The 23,077-nt window shown below is 62.4% G+C and carries 22 protein-coding genes; 11 read left to right on the top strand and 11 right to left on the bottom strand.

Annotation, left to right across the window (positions count from 1 at the left end; translation table 11 throughout):
- The first annotated feature begins 36 nt into the window (after nt 1–36).
- Genes JFU04_RS17910 through JFU04_RS17900 form a run of 3 tightly spaced genes read left to right on the top strand, consistent with a single transcriptional unit; the run spans nt 37 to nt 3,076 of the window.
- Nucleotides 37–1,404 carry an MFS transporter gene (locus JFU04_RS17910; protein WP_201145183.1) on the top strand — a complete coding sequence of 456 codons (1,368 nt, stop codon included), beginning with the start codon at nt 37–39 and terminating at the stop codon, nt 1,402–1,404.
- Between the two features lie 57 nt (nt 1,405–1,461).
- A complete protein-coding gene (locus JFU04_RS17905) occupies nt 1,462–2,592 on the top strand; it encodes an MFS transporter (RefSeq protein ID WP_106803414.1) in 1,131 nt (376 codons plus the stop codon).
- 43 nt (nt 2,593–2,635) lie between these two features.
- Nucleotides 2,636–3,076 (top strand): MEKHLA domain-containing protein, encoded by a 441-nt coding sequence (locus JFU04_RS17900; RefSeq protein ID WP_201146423.1) that lies wholly within the window; start codon nt 2,636–2,638, stop codon nt 3,074–3,076.
- Here the strand turns inward: JFU04_RS17900 and JFU04_RS17895 are convergent.
- Nucleotides 3,073–3,594 carry a DUF3087 family protein gene (locus tag JFU04_RS17895; RefSeq protein ID WP_065900933.1) on the bottom strand — a complete coding sequence of 174 codons (522 nt, stop codon included), beginning with the start codon at nt 3,592–3,594 and terminating at the stop codon, nt 3,073–3,075. The two genes, JFU04_RS17900 and JFU04_RS17895, sit on opposite strands and share 4 nt — an antisense overlap.
- A 121-nt stretch (nt 3,595–3,715) precedes the next feature.
- Between JFU04_RS17895 and JFU04_RS17890 the strand changes: the two genes are divergently transcribed.
- Nucleotides 3,716–3,895: a hypothetical protein gene (locus JFU04_RS17890; RefSeq protein ID WP_065900931.1), complete on the top strand. Its 180-nt coding sequence runs from the start codon at nt 3,716–3,718 to the stop codon at nt 3,893–3,895.
- 12 nt (nt 3,896–3,907) lie between these two features.
- On the top strand, nt 3,908–4,108 hold the full coding sequence (locus tag JFU04_RS17885) for a DUF6021 family protein (protein WP_065900928.1): 201 nt from the start codon (nt 3,908–3,910) through the stop codon (nt 4,106–4,108).
- Between the two features lie 30 nt (nt 4,109–4,138).
- Here the strand turns inward: JFU04_RS17885 and JFU04_RS17880 are convergent, their stop codons facing one another.
- Nucleotides 4,139–4,375: a DUF6555 family protein gene (locus JFU04_RS17880; RefSeq protein ID WP_065900922.1), complete on the bottom strand. Its 237-nt coding sequence runs from the start codon at nt 4,373–4,375 to the stop codon at nt 4,139–4,141.
- Between the two features lie 120 nt (nt 4,376–4,495).
- Between JFU04_RS17880 and JFU04_RS17875 the strand changes: the two genes are divergently transcribed.
- From JFU04_RS17875 to JFU04_RS17855, 5 genes are all read left to right on the top strand, one after another.
- Nucleotides 4,496–5,323, top strand: coding sequence for an arylamine N-acetyltransferase family protein (locus JFU04_RS17875; RefSeq protein WP_201145181.1), 828 nt, complete (start codon nt 4,496–4,498; stop codon nt 5,321–5,323).
- Between the two features lie 133 nt (nt 5,324–5,456).
- Nucleotides 5,457–6,209, top strand: a complete 753-nt coding sequence (locus JFU04_RS17870; protein WP_065900920.1) for an outer membrane beta-barrel protein — start codon at nt 5,457–5,459, stop codon at nt 6,207–6,209.
- 146 nt (nt 6,210–6,355) lie between these two features.
- Nucleotides 6,356–6,715, top strand: a complete 360-nt coding sequence (locus JFU04_RS17865) for a c-type cytochrome (protein ID WP_201145179.1) — start codon at nt 6,356–6,358, stop codon at nt 6,713–6,715.
- A gap of 72 nt (nt 6,716–6,787) precedes the next feature.
- Nucleotides 6,788–8,119 (top strand): D-arabinono-1,4-lactone oxidase, encoded by a 1,332-nt coding sequence (locus JFU04_RS17860; protein WP_201146422.1) that lies wholly within the window; start codon nt 6,788–6,790, stop codon nt 8,117–8,119.
- Between the two features lie 56 nt (nt 8,120–8,175).
- On the top strand, nt 8,176–9,384 hold the full coding sequence (locus JFU04_RS17855) for a DSD1 family PLP-dependent enzyme (protein ID WP_201146421.1): 1,209 nt from the start codon (nt 8,176–8,178) through the stop codon (nt 9,382–9,384).
- Nucleotides 9,385–10,707: 1,323 nt separating this feature from the next.
- Here JFU04_RS17855 and JFU04_RS17850 read toward each other — a convergent pair.
- Complete coding sequence (locus JFU04_RS17850) at nt 10,708–11,649, bottom strand: SphA family protein (protein WP_120448974.1); 942 nt, start codon at nt 11,647–11,649, stop codon at nt 10,708–10,710.
- Between the two features lie 204 nt (nt 11,650–11,853).
- On the opposite strand from JFU04_RS17850, the gene JFU04_RS17845 reads away from it, so the two are divergent.
- On the top strand, nt 11,854–12,891 hold the full coding sequence (locus tag JFU04_RS17845; RefSeq protein WP_201145177.1) for an AraC family transcriptional regulator: 1,038 nt from the start codon (nt 11,854–11,856) through the stop codon (nt 12,889–12,891).
- A gap of 90 nt (nt 12,892–12,981) precedes the next feature.
- Here JFU04_RS17845 and nuoN read toward each other — a convergent pair whose 3' ends face one another.
- From nuoN to nuoG, 8 genes are read right to left on the bottom strand one after another with little or no spacing between them, the layout of a single operon-like run.
- Nucleotides 12,982–14,445 (bottom strand): NADH-quinone oxidoreductase subunit NuoN, encoded by a 1,464-nt coding sequence (gene nuoN / locus JFU04_RS17840; RefSeq protein ID WP_003192122.1) that lies wholly within the window; start codon nt 14,443–14,445, stop codon nt 12,982–12,984.
- A gap of 7 nt (nt 14,446–14,452) precedes the next feature.
- Nucleotides 14,453–15,985, bottom strand: a complete 1,533-nt coding sequence (nuoM, locus tag JFU04_RS17835) for an NADH-quinone oxidoreductase subunit M (protein ID WP_065907529.1) — start codon at nt 15,983–15,985, stop codon at nt 14,453–14,455.
- A gap of 39 nt (nt 15,986–16,024) precedes the next feature.
- A complete protein-coding gene (gene nuoL, locus JFU04_RS17830; protein ID WP_065907528.1) occupies nt 16,025–17,878 on the bottom strand; it encodes an NADH-quinone oxidoreductase subunit L in 1,854 nt (617 codons plus the stop codon).
- A complete protein-coding gene (gene nuoK, locus JFU04_RS17825; RefSeq protein WP_003174727.1) occupies nt 17,875–18,183 on the bottom strand; it encodes an NADH-quinone oxidoreductase subunit NuoK in 309 nt (102 codons plus the stop codon). Before nuoK ends, nuoL begins: the two co-directional genes overlap by 4 nt.
- Before the next feature lie 2 nt (nt 18,184–18,185).
- Complete coding sequence (gene nuoJ, locus JFU04_RS17820) at nt 18,186–18,689, bottom strand: NADH-quinone oxidoreductase subunit J (protein ID WP_065907526.1); 504 nt, start codon at nt 18,687–18,689, stop codon at nt 18,186–18,188.
- Between the two features lie 9 nt (nt 18,690–18,698).
- The gene (gene nuoI, locus JFU04_RS17815; RefSeq protein ID WP_003174725.1) at nt 18,699–19,247 is read right to left on the bottom strand and encodes an NADH-quinone oxidoreductase subunit NuoI; all 549 of its coding nucleotides are present in this window, start codon (nt 19,245–19,247) and stop codon (nt 18,699–18,701) included.
- Between the two features lie 11 nt (nt 19,248–19,258).
- Complete coding sequence (gene nuoH / locus JFU04_RS17810) at nt 19,259–20,266, bottom strand: NADH-quinone oxidoreductase subunit NuoH (RefSeq protein WP_003219563.1); 1,008 nt, start codon at nt 20,264–20,266, stop codon at nt 19,259–19,261.
- The gene (nuoG, locus tag JFU04_RS17805) at nt 20,263–22,977 is read right to left on the bottom strand and encodes an NADH-quinone oxidoreductase subunit NuoG (RefSeq protein WP_201145175.1); all 2,715 of its coding nucleotides are present in this window, start codon (nt 22,975–22,977) and stop codon (nt 20,263–20,265) included. The genes nuoH and nuoG overlap by 4 nt, the downstream gene beginning before the upstream one ends.
- Between the last annotated feature and the right edge of the window lie 100 nt (nt 22,978–23,077).

The following is a 23,077-nucleotide window of genomic DNA, read 5'->3' as shown; positions in this document are numbered from 1 at the left end:
TAATCTAGACACCTTTGCCACCTGTGCGGATTGTTCATGTCTTCTGTTGCCGATGGGCTGCCCCTCAACAAACGCCTGCCGGCCGTGATCGCGATCTCCCTGGGGATCGGCATGGCCACCCTGGACACGGCCATCGTCAACACCGCACTGCCAACCCTGGCCGAAGGGATCGGCACCGATTCCGCCTCGGTGATCTGGGTGGTCAACGCCTATCAACTGGCGATTATCGCCACGGTGCTGCCATTCGCGTCCCTGAGTGATGTGCTGGGGCATCGCCGCGTGTACCTCGGCGGGTTGCTGGTGTTTATCCTCTCGTCGCTGTTTTGCGGGCTGGCCGGTTCGCTGGTCACGCTCACCGCTGCGCGGGTGGTGCAAGGATTGGGGGCGGCGGCGATCATGAGCGTGAATACCGCGCTGCTGCGGCATATCTACCCGTCGAAAATGCTCGGGCGTGGCCTCGGCTATAACTCGCTGGTCGTCGGGCTGGCGTTTACCCTGGGGCCGACCGCAGCGTCGGCCATCCTCTCGGTGGCGACCTGGCACTGGCTGTACCTGATCAACGTGCCTTTGGGGCTGCTGGCCTTGGCGTTGGGATTGCGCTCATTGCCGACCCTGCCGATGACCGGGCACGCCTTCGACCGGTGGGCGGCGGTGCTGTGTGCCGGGCTGTTTGCCCTGTTGGTGCTGGGCCTGGGCACGGCGGTGCATGGCGCCCAGGGCGCGCTGACCCTGGGCCTGATCGCCGTGGCGCTGGTGTGCGGTGCGTTGCTGTTGCGTCGCCAGGCCGGGCACCCGGCGCCGATGCTGGCCCTGGACCTGTTCAAGCGGCCGGTGTTTGCCTTGTCGTCCCTGACGGCAATCTGTGCCTTCAGCGCCCAGGGCCTGGCGTTTGTGTCACTGCCGTTCCTGTTGCAGGCGGTGCTGGGGCATAGCCAGGTGGAAACCGGTTTCCTGATGACGCCGTGGCCAGCGGTGGTTGCGGTGATGGCGCTGGTGGCCGGACGCCTGGCGGACCGCGTGTCGCTGGGCGCGTTGTGCGGCATCGGCCTGCTGATGCTGAGTGTCGGCATGGCCGCACTGGCGAGCCTGGGCAGCGGCGCCTCGGCGTTCGATATCGGTTGGCGCATGGCGTTGTGCGGCGCCGGTTTCGGTTTCTTCCAGTCGCCCAACCTCAAGGCGTTGATGACCAGCGCGCCATTGGCTCGCAGCGGCGGCGCCAGCGGTATCGTGGCGATTTCACGCTTGCTCGGGCAGACGCTGGGGGCGTCGTTGGTGGCCTTGTGTTTCCACCTGTTTGTCGGCAGCGGCCCGCAGTATGCGTTGTGGCTGGGTTGTGTATTCGCGCTGGTGGGCGCCGTGGCCAGTGGCTTGCGTTTGCTGCCCTACGGGAAAAAGCCGTTGTAAAAGCCGCGGTGGGAAGGCTACCGTGGCGACCTGAATATTTCGGGATGTTTCAGATTTATGTCCAGCCTGGCCCTCCGTACCGCTGATACCCAGTCCCGCCGCGCCGCGCTGACCCTCGCCTTATGCCTGCCCAGTGACGTGCTGCTCTACCTGTTGCTGCCCATGGAGTCCCAGGCCTTCGGCATCACCCTGGCGCAGGCCGGGGTGCTGCTGGCAGCCAACCGCCTGGTGCGGATTTTCGGTTACCGCCATGTGTTGAATTTCTACGCGCGCAACGGCGACCGGCTGACCTGCATGATCGCCGCCGGGGCCGCCACGCTGTGTGCGCTGGGCAATTCGGTATTGTCGGGCTTTGCGGCGCTGCTCGGGCTGCGACTGGTCTGGGGCTTGTGTTTTGCCGCGTTGAACCTCTCGACCCAAGTGCTGGCGACCGCGGAACCGGCCGGTGCCGCGCGCCGGGCAGGGCGGTCGCGGGCGTTGATCGCCCTTGGACCGATGCTGGCGTTGCCATTGGGGGGCTGGCTGACAATGTGGGCCGGGCCGCGTCCGATTTTTCTGATTCTGGCCGGGTGCTGCCTGGTGGGCTTGTGGATGGCGCGCGGCCTGCCTACTGTCGGACATGATTTGCACAGCACCCCGGGGCGGCGTTTCAAGTGGCCCGACAGTGTGGCGCTGTGGTCGTTTATCGAAGGGGTAGCACTCGACGGGCTGTTTATCTTTGGCCTGTCGATCCAGGCGCAGAAGCTGCTCGGCGGCGATGCGGTGTTGATCGCCGGTGGCTTGATGGCGCTGCGTTATGTCTCCGAAATGCTCCTGAGCCCCCTCGGCGGCCATGCGGCCCAGCGCTTTGGTGCGACGTCGATGCTGTTGCTGTTTTCGTTCCTGAGTGCCCTGGCCCTCACCGCGTTCGGCAGCTATTGGGTGATTGTCGGCGCAGCGGCGGTGCTGGTGCTGCGTGCGCTGCAACTGCCGTTGGTGACCACCCTGGTGGCCGAGCGCAACCCCGGTTCGATGCGCGTGTCGGCCCTGGCCTCCAATGCGGTGTGGCGTGATATCGGCGCGGGCCTCGGGCCGTTGCTGGCGGGCCTGCTGCTGCCGATCGCCTCGGCACCGTGGGTGTTCGGCGTGGCCGGCGCGGCGATTGCCGTGAGCGCGGTGTTCTGCTGGCGCGCGAGGATTTCCAACTGACAAGCTGAGGTTGTGTGTGTCCCGACAAGAACCCTTGATACAGGTGCTGGACGCTGCCTATCGCCACTGGACCGGCCAGGGACTGCCGGCGCCCGCTCACCTGGATCCGCAACAACGCCTGGACTGGCTGCACACCCAGGCGCCCTACAGTCTGTTGGCCCATGATGGCGCAGCGGACCCGTGTTTTACCTACGCGAATGAATGCGCCTTGCAGTGCTTCAAATACCCGCGCGAGCGCTTTATCGGCATGCCGTCGCGGTTCAGTGCCTCGGAACTGGACCGCGCCGCGCGCCAGGCGCTGCTGGAACAGGTCAGCGCCCATGGCATCGCCGAGGGCTACAGCGGTTGGCGGGTGGACGCGCATAACCAGCCCTTCATGATTTATGCCGGGGTGGTGTGGACCTTGCTCGATGCGGCGGACCGGCCCTGCGGCCAGGCGGCGCTGTTCTGGCCGGATCGGCAACGTATCGGCGTATTGGCTTAAGCGCTTTTAAGACGTTCCAGCCAGGCGGGATCGAGGCGGGTTTGCTCGGGGTCGATCCCCAGTGCCTGCATTTTCGTAGCGTGCGCCTGGATCTCCCCGGCCAGTTGCGCCTGGGCGCTGGAGTTGGCGTCCAACGCGTGCATCTGCGTCAGCCCCAGGTGGTAGAAGCGCAGCAGCTTGATCGCAGTCGGATCATCGGCCTGCACGCGCGCGGTGACGGTGTGCATCACATTGGTCACGCTCATCAGGCTGCGCTTGAGCTGCCAGCCATACACCGCTGCCGCCAGCCACGGCTGGTTCCAGAACAGCCCGCGCACCAGGGCGACGGTAACCAGCACCCCGGCAAAGACGCCGCCGACATTGAAACGCACGTTGTCACCGCCGGGCTCGCCGAACAGCATCACCGCCAGGCTCGACAGCAGCATCGCCAAGGCCAGGAACAGCACCGCCACGATCAGCGTGCTGCGGCGGGTCTGTTGGCGGTAGGTGACGGGGTCGCAGGGTTTGAGTTCGAACATCCGGGTCATTTCTCCACATAGGGCTGGCATCTTCGCATGCTTTGCGCAATCAAGTTGAACGATGGTTCCCAGGGCTTTCTCTAAACCTGGGTACACCACAACCCCCGTGAGGTGAACCATCATGCCCGACTACAAGCAGCCGCCACCCGGTACCCCCGACCCCGATCGCACACCCGGTGAAGAAGAGCGCGACAACGATGCGTTGCGCCCCAATGACCCGAAAGAGCGTGACGAACACGATGATGTCGAGCGCGTCGAGGAAGACCTCGAAAACCTCCACGACCAGGCTCGCCCGCTGTAACAGGAGACGGTAATGAACAAACGCCCAGATGGCCCGGCTTCCAACGAACAGGCGCGTGACAAGGATGAATTGGGCTTCGACCCGGACTCGCCGGACGTGTCCGACCCGCAGGTCGACCCCATCGGTGCGGCAATCGCGCCGCTGGATCAGAAGGATAAGGATGAGGCAAAAAAAAAGCCGCCCTACGATCCGTTGGGCGACTTGAAGAAGTAAACGAGCCCCGCCATTGAGCGGGGCTTTTGTTTACTTGGGTGGTGTCCAGGTCACTTCGGTAATCCCGTATTTTTCTGCCCAGGGACGCGTGGTTTTCTTCACCTGCTCGTGACCCACGCGGCCGATTCGGCTGACGTGTGCAATGTCGGCATCAACGGCCGCCCAGTGCCAGGCCTCGGCGTTGTTCATCACTTCGGCGCGCACTACAAAGGACTTCGGTTGACCGTGCAGCTGATAGTGGATGGTGTAGATTTTTGCGGTACTCATGTTGCCTCCCTGTCTTGTTATAGATGGATATGGGAGTGTTCAAAAAGGTTCATTCAAAATGACAATCCGCACGTCGGCACGGCATAGTGACGCACCCGCCCCGTGCCCAAGGACCGTGTCATGCCGCGACTGATTCATAGCCAGCTATACCTGCAACGCCTGGGCTACGACACCGTGCCACCGCCGACCTTGCAGACACTGCAGGAGTTGCAGCTGCGCCACGTCTGCACCTTTGCCTTTGAAAGCCTGTCGACCCTGCTGCGCCTGCCGGTGCCGATCGACCTGCCCAGCGTCGAGCAAAAAGTGCTGTTCGATGGGCGGGGCGGCTATTGCTATGAACTCAACCAGATGTTCCTCGCGTTGTTGCAGGAGCTGGGTTTCGATGCGCGCGGCATCACCGGCCGCGTTGTCATGGGCGGGCCGCCGGATGCGCACACCGCGCGCACCCATCGCCTGAGCCTGGTGACCCTGGACGGCGTGCGCTACATCACCGATGTCGGTTTCGGCGGCATGGTGCCCAGCAGCCCGTTGCAACTGGACAGCGAGGCGGTGCAGGCCACCGCCCACGAACCCTATCGGCTGAGCTGCGACGGGCAGGGCAGTTACACCTTGTGGGCGCAGGTGAGCGGGGAGTGGCGTGGGTTGTATGTGTTCGACCTGCAAGTGCAGGCGGCCATCGACTACGAAATCGGCAACTGGTACGTCTCCACGCACCCGCAATCGCCGTTTGTGGGCCAACTGAAAGTCGCGCGCCTGGCCGCGGGCAAACGCCATACCCTGAACAACGCCCACTACGCGGTGCATTACCTGGATCGTCCAAGTGACAAGCGCACGCTTGAGAGCGCGGAGGAGCTGTCGACGTTGCTCAGCGAGACCTTTGGTATTCGTCTGCCGCCAGCGGCTGTGTTGCGTCCGGCGCTTGATGGCTTAATAGTGTCAACTGCGTAAGAGTATTGATCTAGAGCCTTCGCTGAACCGTTTTACCTCCAAAACCGGGCAAATTAATTCGAACCTTTGGCGCAAGCGGGGGTTCGAACCGGTTCCTGAATAATTTGCTCACCAGATAAGGAGATGTAAAACGATGTCCAAGCTATTCGGAAAATTCCTCAAGAACACCTCGGTACTGGCACTGGTTGCCGCGCCTGCCGTGGTGTTTGCGGCCCCGTCCACCGACCCGATTTCGACCTTCGGGATCCAGGGCAGCTACAACGACTTCAAACTCGAAGGCGGCAGCGAAAGCGACAAGGACCACATGCCCGAAGCGGGCCTGTTCTACACCTTCGGCAACAAGCTGACCGGCGAATCCGGGTTTATCTACCAGGCCGGTATCGAGGCCAAATACGGCGAAAAGAGTGACAACAAACTCAAGGAAGGCCAGGCCGACCTGGACCTCGGCTGGCGTGCCGCGCTGGATGCGCGCAACTTCGTCGACGTGATCGTGGGCGGTGGCTACAGCTGGACCCGCTACGAGCCGGACACCAACGACTACGACGTCAAGCTCACCAACAAATCGCCGTTCGCCAAGGCCGCGCTGGGTTACAACCACCAGTTCGATGACATGACCCTGCGTGTCGAAGCCGGTGCGCGCCGCACCCTCGACGGGCGCGCCAAGCTCAAGGTAGATGACGTCGGCAGCGACACCGTGGACCTCAAGGACCGCACCAACCCGTACGCCGAGGTCAGCCTGCTGATGAACCAGAAGGGCGACCTGCCAGTGATGGCGGGCCTGTACTACACCCGCACCGAGTACAAGCTCGACGAAGACTCGGCAGTGGCCGACAACACCAAGCTCAAGCGTGATGAATACGGCTTCAAGGTCGGTATCGCGTTCTAAGCCCAACGGCCGGATGCAGGGAGGCCAACGCCCCGCATCCGGCTGTCCGTTAATGCCCCCCTTTGTGTCCCGCAAAACCCTCAACGCCGCGCCGCCGCTGCCTTAGTGTGGAATCGCTTTCCACCTTATAAGAAGAGAGGCTGGCCATGCGTTGCATCGCCTTGTTGTTGGCCGTATCCGGCCTGCTTGCCGCCTGTGACGACACCCCCAAACATCCCCCCGCACGTGCCACGGCCGCGATTGCCATGCCCGTCGACCCGGCACTGGCCCAGGTCTACGACAGCAGTTGCAAGCTGTGCCACGCCAACCCGGCGTCCGGCGCGCCGCTGAGCGGCGACAAGTCTGCATGGAGCCCGCGTGTGGCCCAGGGCGTGGACACGCTGCTGGACCACAGCATCAACGGCTTCAACGGCATGCCGCCGATGGGCCTGTGCATGCAGTGTTCTGAACAGCAGTTTGTGGCGCTGATCAGCTTTATGGCCGGTGTTCAACTCCAACAAGAATAAAAGGGGTGGTGGATGACGCTTTCACGGCGGCAACTCTTGCAAGGCTCGGCACTGGCCGGGGCGTTCCTGGCACTGGCGAGTAACCCGACACTCGCCCAGTTGGCGCGGGCGCCGCGCCTGATTCCGTGGCGCAACTGGTCGGGGGCGCAGACCTGCCTGCCCTTGGCGCGGCTGGCCCCCAAGGACCTGGACGAACTGGTGCAGGTGATTCGCCAGGCGCCGGGGCAGATCCGTCCGGTAGGCTCGGCGCATTCCTTCAGTGCGCTGGTGCCCACCGACGGCACGTTGCTGTCGTTGAGTTATTTCAACGGGCTGCTGGACCACGACCCGTCCACGTTGCAGGCCACCTTTGCCGCCGGCACGCCGATGTCGCGCATGGGCCCGGCGCTCAAGGCCGTGGGCCAGGCGCTGCCGAACATGGCGGACATCGACTACCAGACCCTGGCCGGCGCCATTTCCACCTCGACCCATGGCACCGGTGTCGGCTTTACCTCGTATTCCGGCTGCGTCACCGGGCTGCAACTGGTGACCGCCCAGGGCGAGGTCCTGGACTGCGACGCCCAGCGCCATGCCGAGGTGTTCAACGCTGCCCGAGTCTCCCTTGGCGCATTGGGCGTGGCCACCCGGATCCGCTCGCAGAACCGCGCGCCTTACCGCCTGCGTGAACGCCAATGGATCGCCAGGACCGAAGAGCTGCTGGAAGACGTCGAGAAGAACACCCGCGAGAACCAGCACTGGGAAATGCTCGTGGTGACCCATTCCGACTACGCGCTGTCCATCGCCCTCAACGAAACCGGCGATGCGCCGACGCCGCCCATCGACCCGGCCGAGGCGGGCGGCAACGAATTCGTGTCGATCATCGAAAAGCTCGACAAGTACGCCAGCGACTTCCCGGACACGCGTCGCACCTTGCTCAACAGCCTGCGTTTTTTCGCCAGTTTCGAGGACCGGGTGGCCGAGTCGTTCGAGGTCTACGCCAATGTGCGCAACGTGCGTTTCAACGAGATGGAGTATTCGGTGCCCGCCGAACACGGCCCGGCGTGCCTGCGCGAGATCCTCAAGCTGATCAACGACAAGGACCTGCGCACCTGGTTTCCCATCGAGTACCGCTACGTCAAGGCGGATGACATTCCCTTGAGCATGTTCGAGGGCCGCGACAGTTGCTCGATCTCCGTGCACCAGCACTACGCCATGGACCACCACAACTTCTTCGCCGCCGTGGAGCCGATCTTCTGGAAATACGCCGGACGCCCGCACTGGGGCAAGTTGCACACCCTCAATGCCCGCACGCTGCAGCCGCTGTACCCGCGCTGGGATGAATTCACCCGCGTGCGCCGCGAGCTGGACCCGAGCGGCAAATTCCTCAATGCGCACCTGCAATCGATCCTGGGAGTGGCCCGATGAACCGCCGACATTTTGTGCTGGGCACCGCGGCTTTAGTCGCGGCGGGTGCCTGGCTGCTGCGTCCGAGTGATCGCGGCGCGCCATACAGCGAATACTTTCGCAACCTCAATAATGAGTTGAAGGCCCATGGCCCGATGCGGCCGGTGATGCTGATCGACCTCGACCGCCTGGATCACAATATCGACGTGGTCATGCAATCGGTGCAGCGCGGCGGCAAGCAGCTGCGGCTGGTGGAGAAGTCACTGCCGTCGCCGGGGCTGCTGGCGTATATCGCCAAGCGTGCTGGCACTCAGCGGTTGATGTCGTTTCACCAGCCGTTTCTGAATCACGATGCGCAGGTATTTCCCGACGCCGATATTCTGATGGGCAAGCCATTGCCGGTGCGCTCGGCCGAGCTGTTTTATCAAACGCATAAAGGGCCGTTCGACCCCTCGCGGCAGTTGCAGTGGCTGCTGGATACGCCTGAGCGGTTGCAGCAGTACCTGACGCTGGCCCAGGGCCTGGGCACGCGTTTGCGGGTGAATATCGAACTGGATGTGGGGCTGCACCGCGGTGGTATCCGTGACAACGCGGTGCTGGGGCAGATGCTCACGCTGATCGGCGCGCACCCGCAGCACTTGGTGTTTGCGGGTTTCATGGGTTATGACCCGTTCGTGGGCATGGGGGTGCCGGGTATCCTCGGCTCGCCCCAGGCGTTGTTCGAGCAGGTGATGCAACGCTACAACGGCGCTGTGGATTTTACTCGCCAGCAGTTCCCCGGGTTATGGCGCGACGGGTTGACGCTGAACACGGCGGGCAGTCCGAGTTATCGCATTCATGAGCAGGAGCGCTTGAGTACCGAGGTGTCGGTGGGCACGGCGTTGCTCAAGCCTACGCATTACGATTTGCCATCGCTGAGTGAGCATGTGCCGGCGGCGTTTATTGCCACGCCGGTGTTGAAAAGCACGGGCCCGGTGGAGATTCCGGCGCTGGAGGGTGCGTCGCGGTTGTTTTCGTGGTGGGACCCGAACCAGCGGGAGACGTTGTTTATTTATGGCGGGAACTGGATGGCGGAGTTTGAATCGCCCCAGGGGTTGCAGAGCAACGAGGTGTTTGGGCGTAGTTCTAACCAGGAGATGGTCAATGGCTCGCCTGCGGTGGGCTTGAGGGTGGAGGACCAGGTGTTTTTGCGGCCGACCCAGAGTGAGTTTGTGTTGTTGCAGTTTGGGGATTTGCTGGCGGTTCGGGGGGGGAGGGTTGTTGATGCTTGGGCTGTTTATGGCTGACTTTTGTGGGTGGATCCATTGTTGGGGTAATGGCTGCCTATGGTTCCGCCCTTACGGCGGGTCACTTTTGGAAAAGAGCCCCAAAAGTAACCAAAAGGGCTCTTGCCCCAACACTCGGCACCTCGCCTAGGCTCGGTGTGCCCGTAATCCGACATTGATTTGGGGGGCCGCCGCCACGCGCCATCCATGGCGCGGGGCGGCTAAACCGGCATCCCTGCCGGTTTACCCCCCAAATCAATATCGAATTCCGGCCAGCGTGTTTGATGGGGCGCCTAGATCAAGATCAAGATCAAAAGCAAAAGCACGGCGGCCTGACAGCCGGCCTGAGTGGTTAGATCAAAAGCAGAAACCTGTACGAGCCGGCTCCCACAAGGGATCGGCGGTGTTGGCCTCAATACCGGCCTACCGCTAGCAGCCCCTGAGTCACCCCCCATAATCCGCCGCCCCAAAGGATCAAATGTGGGAGCCGTCGAGCCCCAGCGAGGCCGCGAAGGCGGCGGCATTGCCAATGAATTTAGTGCCTGACCCACCGCTTTCGCGGCCTCGCCGGGGCTCGACGGCTCCCACAGGGAATCGGTAGTGTCGGCCTCGATACCGGCCTGTCGCAAGCAGCCTTGAGTCCCACCCCATAATCCGCCGCCCAGAAGATCAAATGTGGGAGCCGTCGAGCCCCAGCGAGGCCGCGAAGGCGGCGGCATTGCCAATGAATTTCGCGCCTGACACACCGCTTTCGCGGCCTCGCCGGGGCTCGACGGCTCCCACAAGGGATCGGCGGTGTGGGCCTCGATACCGGCCTGTCGCAAGCAGCCTTGAGTCGCCTCCCATAATCCGCCGCCCCGAAGATCAAATGTGGGAGCCGTCGAGCCCAAGCGAGGCCGCGAAGGCGGCGGCATTGCCGATGAATTTAGTGCCTGACCCACCGCTTTCGCGGCCTCGCTGGGGCTCGACGGCTCCCACAAGGGATCGGCAGTGTCGGCCTCAATACCGGCCTGGCGCAAACAAACACAACCCACGATGCGAAGCGAGCCGCTTTTGATCTTGATCTTGATCCAGGCGCCCCATCAAACACGCTGGCCGAACGCAGGCTTGGATCCGTGGGTAACCCGGCAGGACGCCGGGTTAGCCGCACTGGGCCAAGGATGGCCCATTGCGGCGGCCCACGGATTCAAGCCGGAGTGAGGGCACACCGAGCCTAGGCGAGGTGCCGAGTGTTGGGGCAAGAGCCCTTTTGGTTACTTTTGGGGCTCTTTTCCAAAAGTGACCCGCTGTAAGAGCGGAACCAATATCAGCCATTACCGCAACATCGGATATGTACACCACCCCTCACAAAGCAAACGGAATCGTCACCTTGGCCCACAACATATCCCCCTCCGGCCGATTCTCCACATCAAACTCCTTGGCCCACCGCACCTCTGCGCTGGCGTACTTGAGAAAGGTGAAATACACCGCCGGGCCGATCGCAAAAACCTGTCCGCGCACCCCGTCGTTCACCTCCTCACCAAAGATATTCACCACAGTGTGCCCGTACTGCTTATCGTCGGTAGTCTGCTTGAGGTAGTAACCATTCACCCCCAGGCTCAGGTTGTCAGTGACCTTGTAGCTGGCCGAATAATCGAAGTGAAAAATCTGCCCGGAGCGGTAGTCGGTGTCGTGATTTTCCTGGTTGAAGCTGTAGGTAGCCTTGATCGACAGTTCAGTGCGATCGTCAGGCATCCAGGTCGCCGAGACCAACGGTTTATAGGTGTAGAAATTGTTGCTGGTGTTGGCCAACCGCGAGGCGTCGTATTCGCCGGTGGGCAGGGTGATCTCCACGGCGGTGGCCAAGGTCAGGCGGGGGCCCATGTCCCACAGGATGATCGGCGCCACCGTGGTGTCGCCCATGCTTTCGCGCTGGTCCGACATACCGAACAGCGCCACCTGTTGCTTGAGGTAGGGCTGGGCAATGTAGCCGCCCAGGCGCCCGCCGAAAATGCGCACCGGACTCAGGTAGTCCAGGCGCGGGATGATCGCGTCGGACTTGATGCGCACGTCCGGCACCTTGCCGCCCAGGGAGCTGATGTCCAATTTCCGCGCTTCATAGTGGTTGTAGTACAGGTTGAAGGCGAACATATGGTCCGGCAGGTTGTTCACATCCAGGGGCAGGATGTAGAAGCCGTCAGTGCCGGGGCCGATGTTGTCGACGCCGCCTTCGGTGGCCAGGGCCGGCAGGCTGATCAGGCTCAACAGGGCGAACGGCAGTGGGTGAAACGCACGGGTGGGGTTCATGTCTGGCCTCTTTATTATTGTTAGGGCACCGCTGGCCCATAGAAATAAGCCCTGGGCGCCCGGCAGGGCAGGGTTTTGGCGGCCAGATAGGGGGACTTTGCCGGACAGCTTTCACTCATGGTGCAGCGGCTCTTGCAAGCGCCTATGATTAACAGGATGTTTCCAAAACAAGAACTGAAGCACTCAGTCAGGAACCCGTGAGCCATGCAAAGGAAAGCCGTAGACCCGCACTTCGAGTTGGCGCTTGTGTCACCGTTCCTGTTGCAGACGCTCGGGCAGGTGGTGGCGCAGAAAGGCGCCAATGCCGAGGCCCTGTGCCGTGGCCTGGGGTTCACCCTGGCTGACCTGGATGACCCGGCCCAACGCATTTCCTATCGCCAGGCCGTGGCGATGATCCAGCGTGCGCTGAGGGTGTTGCCCGACCAGGGCCTGGGGTTGTGGGTGGGCCATCAGAATGTGCTCGGCACCCTCGGCTTGCTCGGCCACGTGATTTCCTTGTGCAAGACCTTGCGCGATGCGTTTACCATCGGCGAGCGCCATCAGCACACCTCCGGGGGCATCGCCACCACCCGCACGCATGAAGGGCCCCACGAGGTGTTTATCGACGTCGAGTGCCTGCTGCCGTATGCCGAGGTCCAGGTGTTTGCCGCCGAGGAGTTCTTCGCCAGCCTGATGGTGTACGGCCGCGCACTCGTGGGGGCTGAGTTCATGCCGCTGCGCGTGGAGTTCGTGCATGCCGCACCGCCTTATGCGGCGCAGTACCCGCAGCTGTTTGGCGCCGATGTGCGTTTTGGCTGCTTGCACAACCGCATGGTGCTGGCGCCCCATTGGCTGGATGTGCGCTTGCCCAATCACCATGCCCTGGCGCTGCGCCAGGCCCTGGAGTTGCTGGAGTTGGAGAGTGCCCAGCTGCACCAGAAGATGGACCTGATCCAGGCGGTGGAGCGCGCAATTTCCCGCGACTTGCAGGGCAGCCACTTGGAGAAGGTTGCGAGTGACCTGAACATGAGCGGGCGCACCCTGCGTCGGCGCCTGACCGAACACGGGCTGACCTTCGAGGCCTTGCTGGAGCAGGTTCGTCGCGCCCGGACCATGGGGCTGCTGGGCAATCCGGGATTGTCTATCGAGCGCATCACCGAGGAAGTCGGCTACAGCGACGTGCGCAGTTTTCGGCGGGCGTTCAAGCGCTGGACGGGGGTGAGCCCCAGTGCGTTTCGCGGTGACGGGGGAGGGGCGGCGTAGTCCGTCGCGTAAGCTTTGCCTGGTGATTGCCCAGAACGCAAAAACGGCACCCGAAGGTGCCGTTTCTGTTGACTGCATCCTGCTAAGCGATCAAACGCCCAGTACCGCGTGCTGCACCAGGGTGAGCAACGGTTGTGGGTACACGCCCAGGAAGAACGCGAGCAGGGCGATGGCCAGCAGCATCACGCCGCCTGCCTTCTGTTCCCAATGCAGCTCGGCGTCCACGCGGCGCAGGTTTGGCTCGATCAGGTACAGGGTGACCATCACGCGCAGGTAGTAGAACACGCCGATGGCGCTGCCCAGCACCAGCGAGGCAACCAGCCACCATTCGTGGGCTTCGACACCGGTAGCGACAATGTAGAACTTGCCGATGAAACCTGCAGTCAGCGGAATACCGGCCAGGGACAGCATCATCACGGTCAGTACGGCGGTCAGGTACGGACGGCGCCAGAACAGGCCGCGGTATTCGTACAGGGCGTCGGCGTCACGGCCTTTGTACGGCGAGGACATCAGGGTAATCACGCCGAACGCGCCGAGGCTGGTGATCACGTAGGTGACCAGGTACACGCCGATGGCTTCCACGGCCAGGCCTTTGCTCGCCACCAGGGCGATCAGCAGGTAGCCGAAGTGGGCGATGGACGAGTAACCGAGCAGACGCTTGAGGTTGTTCTGGGTCAGGGCCAGCAGGTTACCGAACAGGATCGACGCGATGGCGATCACGGTCAGCACGTTGCTCAGCACCCCGGTGTTGGCCGCTGGCGAGATCTGGAACAGACGCACCATCACCGCAAACACCGCCACTTTCGACGCGGTCGCCAGGAACGCGGCCACCGGCGCCGGGGCGCCTTCGTACACATCCGGGGTCCACAGGTGGAACGGCACCAGCGACAGCTTGAACGCCAGGCCGATCAGCATCATCGCCAGGCCCAACTGGGCAATCGGCGCCGGGCTGTTGGTGGCGGCCAGGGCGTGGCCGATACCGGTGAAGCTCAGGCTGCCGGCTTCGGCGTAGAGCAGGGCCATGCCGAACAACAGGAACGCGGAACCGGCCGCCGACAGCACCATGTACTTGATGCCGGCTTCCAGGGAGCGCTTGTTGAAGAAGGCGTAGGCCACCAGGCCGTAGGTCGGGATCGACAGCAGTTCCAGGCCGATAAACAAGCCAGCCAGGTGCTGCGCGCTGACCAGCACGATACCGCCGGCCGCAGCCAGCAGGATCAGCAGGTACAGTTCTTCCTTGTTGCCTGGGTAGCCGGTGCCGCCTTCGCCGAGGTAGGCGTGGGCGAGGGTGACGCAGGCCAGTGTCGCCACCAGGATCAACGCGATATACAGCAGCGCGAAGTCATCGACCATCATCAGCGGGGTGACCGCCAGTGGCGCGACCTTGAGGGCCGGGATGATCGACAGCAGGGCCAGGTTCAAACCGGCACAGGACAGCAGGAACGTTTGCGAGTGATTGCGGCGCCAGGCGATCGCCAGCATCACCACCACGATGGTGAGGCTGGTGATCAGCAGCGGCGCAAGCGCGATAAAGTGTTGGATCGTGAATTCCATAGCGCTCTTACCGGGCCGAAGCGAGTTGAGAGAAGGCGGTGCCGAACCACTGCTGCACGCCATGCATCGTTGCGGCAGAAGTGTCCAGGAACGGTTGCGGGTACACGCCGATGTAGATCAGCAATACCGCAAGGCCGAGCACCATGATCAGTTCGCGAGCATCCATCCCTTGCAGGACGGTGTCGGACTTGGCCGGGCCGAAGTACGCGCGGTGGATCATGATCAGCGAGTAGACCGAACCGAACACCAGGCCGGACGTCGCGATGGCACTGATCCAAGGCGTCTGGACGAACGACCCCATCAGGATCAGGAACTCGCCGATGAAGTTACCGGTACCCGGCAAGCCCAGGGACGCGGCGGCGAAGAACAGGCTGATCGCCGGCAGGTACGCGATGCGCGACCACACGCCACCCATTTCCCGCATGTCACGGGTGTGCAGGCGCTCGTACAACTGGCCACTCAGGATAAACAGGGCAGCCGCCGAAACACCGTGGGCCAACATCTGGATCACCGCGCCTTGCAGCGCCAGTTGGCTGCCGGAGTAGATGCCGATCAGTACGAAGCCCATGTGGGAAACGGACGAGAAGGCGATCAGGCGCTTGATGTCGGTTTGTGCGAAGGCCAGGAAGGCACCGTAGAAGATCCCGATCAGACCCAGGGTCATGGCGATCGGCGCAAACTCGGCCGAGGCATTCGGGAACAGCGGCAGGGCGAAACGCAGCAGGCCATAAGCAGCGGTCTTCAGCAGGATACCGGCCAAGTCCACAGAACCTGCGGTTGGCGCCTGGGCGTGCGCATCCGGCAGCCAGGAGTGGAACGGCACCACCGGCAGCTTCACCGCGAAAGCGATGAAGAAGCCCAGCATCAGGATGTACTCGGTGGTCAGCGACATCTTGGTTTTCAACAGGTCGGCGTAGTTGAAGGTAATCACGCCGGTGTTGTTGAAGTTGACCAGTACCAGGCCCAGGATCGCCACCAACATGATCAGGCCGGAAGCCTGGGTGAAGATGAAGAACTTGGTCGCCGCGTAGATCCGGGTTTTCTTGCCGTCCGAAGAACTGTGACCCCAGAGCGCGATGAGGAAGTACATCGGCACCAGCATCATTTCCCAGAAGAAGAAGAACATGAACAGGTCGAGGGCGAGGAACACGCCGACCACACCGCCCAGGATCCACATCAGGTTCAGGTGGAAGAAGCCCACGTGACGCTGAATCTCTTTCCAGGAGCAGAGTACCGAGAGGATACCCAGCAGGCCGGTCAGCAGGATCATCAACAGCGACAGGCCGTCGAGGGCCAGGTGCACGTTGATGCCGAAGCGCTGGATCCAGACGTGCTTGAACTCAAGCGCCCAGGTCGGATCGGCGCCAGGCGCCGGAGCAAATGAATAGTCGCCGTGGGCCCACAGCCAGAGGCCGAGAGCGAGTTCCAGGGACATGGTCAGCAACGCAATCCAGCGGGGGAGGGTGGCGCCGAAGCGTTCACCCATCCAGCAGAGCAGGCCGCCGATAAAGGGGATCAGGATTAGCCAGGGCAGAATCATGACGGGCTCGTTTCCTTTCGCAAGTTCGCAAAGTTCATATCAGACCGCTACCACAACAATGGCGCCGATCACCAGGACGGCACCAGCCGCCATGGAAGCTGCATACCAACGCAATTGGCCAGTCTCGCTGCGGCTCAGGGCAGTGTGACCACCCTTGGCGGCGCGCGGGATCAAACCGATGGTCTGGTCGAGCGGGTCTTTGCGCAGTACATGGCTGATGGCGAGGTAGGGCTTGACGAACAGTTTGTCGTAGATCCAGTCGAAGCCCCAGGCGGCGAACCACCAGGCCGAAAGGAAGCGGCCAATGCCACTGTTGGCAACGGCCGTGACGAAGCGGCGCTTGCCGAGGAACAGCAGGGCCGCCAGCAGGATACCGGCGATGGCGATGGCGCCCGAGGCGATCTCCAGGCTGTGCTTGGCAGCACCGCCGGCATGGCCAGCGCTTTCCGGCAGGACGCCGGCGAGTGGCGGAGTGATCATGGCGCCGATGAAGGTCGACAGGATGATCAGCACCGACAGTGGCAACCAGTGGGAGATGCCGTGGCCTGCGTGTGCTTCGGTCTTGGCTTCACCGTGGAAGGTGATGAAGATCAGGCGGAAGGTGTACAGCGAGGTCATGAAGGCACCGACCAGGCCTGCGTACAGCAGGTTCTGGTTACCGCTGGCAAAGGCTTCCCAGAGGATTTCGTCTTTCGAGTAGAAACCTGCGGTCACCAGTGGCAGGGCAGCGAGTGCGGCACCACCGACGATGAAGCTGGCGTAGGCCAGTGGCAGTTTCTTCCACAGGCCGCCCATCTTGAAGATGTTCTGCTCGTGGTGGCAGGCAACGATCACCGCACCGGAAGCAAGGAACAGCAGGGCTTTAAAGAAGGCGTGGGTCATCAGGTGGAAGATCGCCGCGTCCCAGGCGCCGACGCCCAGGGCCAGGAACATGTAGCCGATCTGGCTCATGGTCGAGTAGGCGAGGATCCGCTTGATGTCGGTCTGCACCAGCGCGGCGAAGCCGGCCAGTACCAGGGTCACGCCGCCGACCAGGCCCACCAGGTGCAGGATTTCCGGCGCCAGGGTGAACAGGCCATGGGTACGTGCGATCAGGTAGACACCGGCGGTCACCATGGTTGCCGCGTGAATCAGTGCGGAAACCGGGGTAGGACCGGCCATGGCATCCGCCAGCCAGGTTTGCAGCGGCAGTTGCGCCGATTTACCCACGGCGCCGCCCAGCAGCATCAGGGTCGCCAGGGTGATCCAGAAGTCGCCGACCTGGAATTTCTGCGGTGCCAGCACCAGCAGTTCCTGGATGTTCAGCGTGCCCACTTGTTGGAACAGGATGAACAGGCCGATGGCCATGAACACGTCGCCGATCCGGGTCACGATAAAGGCCTTGAGTGCCGCGTTACCGTTGTTGCGGTTGCTGTAGTAGAAACCGATCAACAGGTACGAGCACAGGCCCACGCCTTCCCAGCCGAAGTACAGGAACAACAGGTTATCGCCGAGCACCAGGAACAGCATGCTGGCGATAAACAGGTTGGTGTACGAGAAGAAGCGCGAGTAACCGGCTTCACCGCGCATGTACCAGGACGCGAACAGGTGGATCAGGAAGCCCACGCCGACGACCACGCCGAGCATGGTGATCGACAGGCCGTCGATGTAGAGGGCGAAGTTGGGCTTGAAGCCCTCCACCGACATCCACTGCCACAGCACCAGGGTGTAGTGGCCGCCTTCCGGCGGTGCCACGTTGAATTGCCAGATGACGTAGGCGGCGACAATCGCCGACAGGCCAATGGAACCCACGCCGATCAGGGCAGACAGGTTTTCCGACCAGCGTCCACGGGAGAACGACAGCAGCAGGAAACCGATCAGGGGAAATACGAAAGTCAGAAAGATCATGTTCATCCGCGCATCTCACTGGCAGCGTCGATATCAAGCGTGTGGAAGCGACGATACAGCTGCAGCAGGATCGCCAGGCCGATACTGGCCTCGGCGGCTGCCAGGCTGATCACCAGGATGAACATCACTTGTCCATCCGGCTGGCCCCAACGTGCACCTGCCACGATGAATGCCAGTGCAGCGGCGTTCATCATGATTTCCAGGCTCATCAACACGAACAGAATGTTACGGCGGACCATCAGGCCGACCAGGCCAAGGCAGAACAGGATGCCGGCGACCGCCAGACCATGCTCCAAAGGGATAGCAGGCATCGTCATTGCTCCTTGGCTTCGTTGCGGCCCAAGTGGAAGGCAGTGATGGCTGCAGCGAGCAGCAGCATCGAAGCCAGTTCGACCACCAGCAGGTACGGGCCGAACAGGCTGACGCCCACGGCTTTCGCGTCCACGGTGGTGTGGCCGATGGCCTGGCCGCTCTGGTGAGCGAACAGCACATACAGCAGTTCAGCCAGCAGCAGGGCTGCCAGGATCACCGGGCCGAGCCAGATGCCGGGCTTGAGCCAGACGCGCTCCTGGGCGACCGAGGCCGGCCCCAGGTTGAGCATCATCACCACAAACACGAACAGCACCATGATGGCGCCGGCGTAGGCAATCACTTCCAGTACACCGGCGAACGGTGCGCCGAGGCTGAAGAAGGTCATGGCCACGGCGATCAGCGAAATGATCAGGTAGAGCAGGGCGTGCACGGGGTTGGTGTTGGTGATCACGCGAAGCGTGGACACCACTGCAATACCCGATGCGAAATAGAAAGCGAATTCCATCTTTCTTCCTTAAGGCAGCAAGCTCTTCACGTTGATCGGCTCGGCTTCGTTTTGTGCGGCGCCTTTCGGCTTACCGGCAACGGCCATACCCGCAACACGATAGAAGTTGTAATCAGGGTTTTTACCGGGACCAGAGATCAGCAGATCTTCTTTCTCGTACACCAGGTCCTGACGTTTGAACTCGGCCATCTCGAAATCCGGTGTCAGCTGGATTGCGGTGGTCGGGCAAGCTTCCTCGCAGAGGCCGCAGAAAATGCAGCGCGAGAAGTTGATGCGGAAGAAGTCCGGGTACCAGCGACCGTCTTCGGTTTCAGCTTTCTGCAGGGAGATGCAACCCACCGGGCACGCCACGGCGCACAGGTTGCAGGCTACGCAACGCTCCTCGCCATCGGGGTCACGGGTCAGCACGATGCGGCCGCGATAGCGCGGCGGCAGGTACACCGCTTCTTCCGGGTATTGCAGGGTGTCGCGTTTGCGGAAGCCATGGCCGAAAACCATCACCAGGCTTCGCAACTGGGTACCGGTACCCTTAACGATGTCGCCAATATATTTGAACATGGGTCAAATCCTCACTGAACCGCGCCGGCTGGCGTGTTCAACAACACAACGGCAGCCGTCACCAGCAAATTGATCAGGGTCAGCGGCAGGCAGAAACGCCAGCTGAAATCCATCACCTGGTCATACCGTGGACGCGGAATGGAAGCGCGCAGCAGGATAAACAACATGATGAAGAACGCGGTCTTCAGGAAGAACCAGAAGAACGCCAACTGCGGCAGGATGCCGAACGGACCGTGCCAGCCGCCGAAGAACAGCGTGACCAGCAGGGCCGAGATCAAGATGATGCCGATGTACTCACCGACGAAGAACATGCCCCATTTCATGCCGGCGTATTCAATGTGGTAACCGTCGGCCAGTTCCTGTTCCGCTTCCGGCTGGTCGAACGGGTGACGGTGAGTCACGGCCACACCAGCGATGAAGAAGGTACAGAAGCCGAAGAACTGCGGAATGATGAACCACAGGTTCTGCGCCTGGTACTCGACGATGTCGCGCATGTTGAACGAGCCGACCTGCACCACGATGCCCATCAGCGCGAGGCCCATGAACACTTCGTAGGAGACGGTCTGGGCCGAGGCCCGCAAGCTGCCCAGCAGGGCGAACTTGTTGTTGCTCGACCAACCGGCGAACAGCACCGCGTAGACCGACAGGCCGGCCATGGCGAAGAAGAACAGCAAGCCGATGTTCAGGTCCGCGACGCCCCAGGTCGGGGTGATCGGGATGATCGCGAAGGCGATCAGCAAGGCGCTCATGGCCACGACGGGTGCCAGGGTGAAGATCACCTTGTCGGCAAACGGCGGGGTCCAGTCTTCCTTGAAGAACATTTTCAGCATGTCGGCGGCGATCTGGAACATACCGAACGGGCCAACGCGGTTCGGACCATAACGGTCCTGCCACCAGCCCAACAGGCGACGTTCGACGAAGCTGAGCAGGGCGCCCGCGACGACCACGGCCAACAGGATCACGATGGCCTTGACGACCGCGATGATCACGTCGATCACTTCAGGGGTGAACCAGGTCATTGCGCTGCCTCCTGCAGACCGTCAACGGTTTTGCCAAAGATCGCCGCTGGAATACCGGCGAAGCCCTTGGGCAGTGCAACCAGGCCGGCACCCAACTCTTCGTTGATGCGCAGCGGCAGGCACAGGGTCTGGCCAGCCACGTTGAGGCTGAGCAGGGCGCCGTCGTTGACGCCCAGGCGGTCGGCTTCGGACTTGGCCACGGACACATAGGCGGCTGGAATGCGTTCTTGTACCGGCGCGGCTTTGGAAGAGGTTTCTTCACTGCCGAACAGGTGGAAGAACGGCACAACCTGCCAGGTGCCCTGGGCCGGGTTGAACGGACGCGGTACCGCGGCGAACCAGTTCAGCGAATCACCTGTGCTTTCGATCAGGCGGGTGCCCGGGTCGCCAGCACGGATGTGACCACCGACTTCGTCCTGGAACTTGTTCCAGGCCTGCGGCGAGTTCCAGCCCGGCGACCAGGCAAATGGCACTTGCTGACGCGGCTCGACCGAACCCGAGTAACCTTCCATGGAGAAGGCAAACGCGGTGTCCGGGTCTTGCGGGGTACGCGGCTCGTGCACGCTGATGTCAGCGCGCATGGCGGTACGACCGGAGTAACGCAGCGGTTCGCGGGCCAGTTTCAAGCCCTTGATGCGGAACGAGGCGGACGGTGCAGCATCGACGATACGTGCCAGCTGCGGTGCGCTTGCGGCGGCAGCAGCGGTGACGTGGTCGAGCTGGGTCCAGTCGATCGGCTGGTTCAGCAGGGTCGCGCGCAGGGCATGCAGCCAGCGCCAGCCTTCGTGAACCAGGATGCTGGCGTCCATGTACTTCGGATCGAACACCTGGAAGAAGCGCTGGGCGCGGCCTTCCTGGCTGACCAGGGTACCGTCGCCTTCGGCGAAGGTGGCGGCTGGCAGGACCAGGTCGGCACGTTCGCTGGTGGCGGTCTTCTGGTGGTCGGCAACGATCAGCACCTTGGCGGCGTCGAGCGCAGCATCAACCTTGGCGGCATCGGTGCGGGTGTACAGGTCGTTTTCCAGCACCACGATGGCGTCGGCGTTGCCGTCGATCACGGTTTGCAGCGCCGCGTCCAGCGATTCGCCACCGAGCATGGCCAGGCCAAGGCTGTTGGCTTCCGGCACGACGAGGCTGATGGAACCGTTCTTGTCGCGCAGCTTCAGGGCCTTGGCGATGTTGGCAGCCGCCTCGATCAGCGCCTTGGAACCCAGCGAGGTCCCGGCAATGATCAACGGGCGCTTGGCCGCGAGCAGGGCGTCGGCGATGCGCTGGGCCAGTTCGACGGCTTCAGTGTCCAGGCCGTCGACGGCAGGCGCGCTGGCGTCAAGGGCGTGGGCCACGGCGAAACCGATGCGGGCCAGGTCGTCGGGGGCTGCGTGTACGCATTCTTCGGCGATGTCGTCGAGCTTGGTTTCAGCCAGGCTGGCGATAAACAGCGGGTTCAGCGCGTGCTGGCCGATGTTTTTCACGGCGGCGTCGAGCCACGGCTGTACGCGCATGGCCTCGGCCATGTCTTCAGCCTTGCCCTTGACCGACTGTCGCAGCGACAGGGCGATGCGGGCAGCGGTCTGGGTCAGGTCTTCACCGAGCACGAAGATGGCGTCGTGGTCTTCGATGTCGCGCATGTTCGGCACGGGCAGCGGGCTGTCGTTCAGCACTTGCAGCACCAGGCGGATGCGCTCCAGTTCACCGGCTTCGATACCGGAGTAGAAGTGCTCGGCACCGACCAGCTCGCGCAACGCGTAGTTGCTTTCAAGGCTGGCGCGTGGCGAACCGATACCGACGATGTTGCGCCCGCGCAGCAGGTCGGCGGCTTTATCCAGCGCCGCGTCCAGGCTCAGCTTGGCGCCATCGGCCAGCAATGGCTGGCGTGGGCGGTCTTCGCGGTTGACGTAGCCATAGCCGAAGCGGCCACGGTCACACAGGAAGTACTGGTTGACCGAACCGTTGAAGCGGTTTTCGATCCGACGCAGTTCGCCGTAGCGCTCGCCCGGGGAGATGTTGCAACCGCTGGAGCAGCCATGGCAGATGCTCGGCGAGAACTGCATGTCCCACTTACGGTTGTAGCGCTCGGAGTGAGTCTTGTCGGTGAACACACCGGTCGGGCAGACCTCGGTGAGGTTGCCGGAGAACTCGCTTTCGAGCACGCCGTCTTCAACGCGACCGAAGTACACGTTGTCGTGGGCGCCGAAGACGCCCAGGTCGGTGCCGCCGGCGTAGTCTTTATAGAAGCGCACGCAGCGATAGCAGGCGATGCAGCGGTTCATCTCGTGGGAAATGAACGGGCCGAGGTCCTGGTTCTGGTGGGTACGCTTGGTGAAGCGATAACGACGCTCGTTGTGGCCGGTCATCACCGTCATGTCTTGCAGGTGGCAGTGACCGCCTTCCTCACAGACCGGGCAGTCGTGGGGGTGGTTGGTCATCAGCCATTCGACAACGCTGGCGCGGAACGCCTTGGATTCATCATCGTCGATGGAAATCCAGGTGTTGTCGGTGGCTGGGGTCATGCAGGACATGACGATACGACCACGGGTGTCGTTCTCGTCGGTGTATTGCTTGACCGCACACTGGCGACAGGCACCGACGCTACCAAGCGCGGGGTGCCAGCAGAAATAAGGGATGTCGAGGCCTAGTGACAGACACGCCTGTAACAGGTTGTCCGCCCCATCGACTTCGAGCGCTTTGCCGTCTACGTGGATAGTGGCCATGGTTCAAAGTTCTTCGTTGGCCCGTTGTCAGCGGGCGTGGCTAATGGAATCTTGTTATTCATGTGCATCTACACAGCCTTGACGGCGTCAGCACATGAGA

The organism is Pseudomonas sp. TH21, assembly GCF_016651025.1.
Taxonomy (GTDB): Bacteria; Pseudomonadota; Gammaproteobacteria; order Pseudomonadales; family Pseudomonadaceae; genus Aquipseudomonas; species Aquipseudomonas aylmerensis.
Note: the sequence above shows the minus strand (reverse complement) of the source record. Positions and strands in the feature narration are given on the sequence as shown.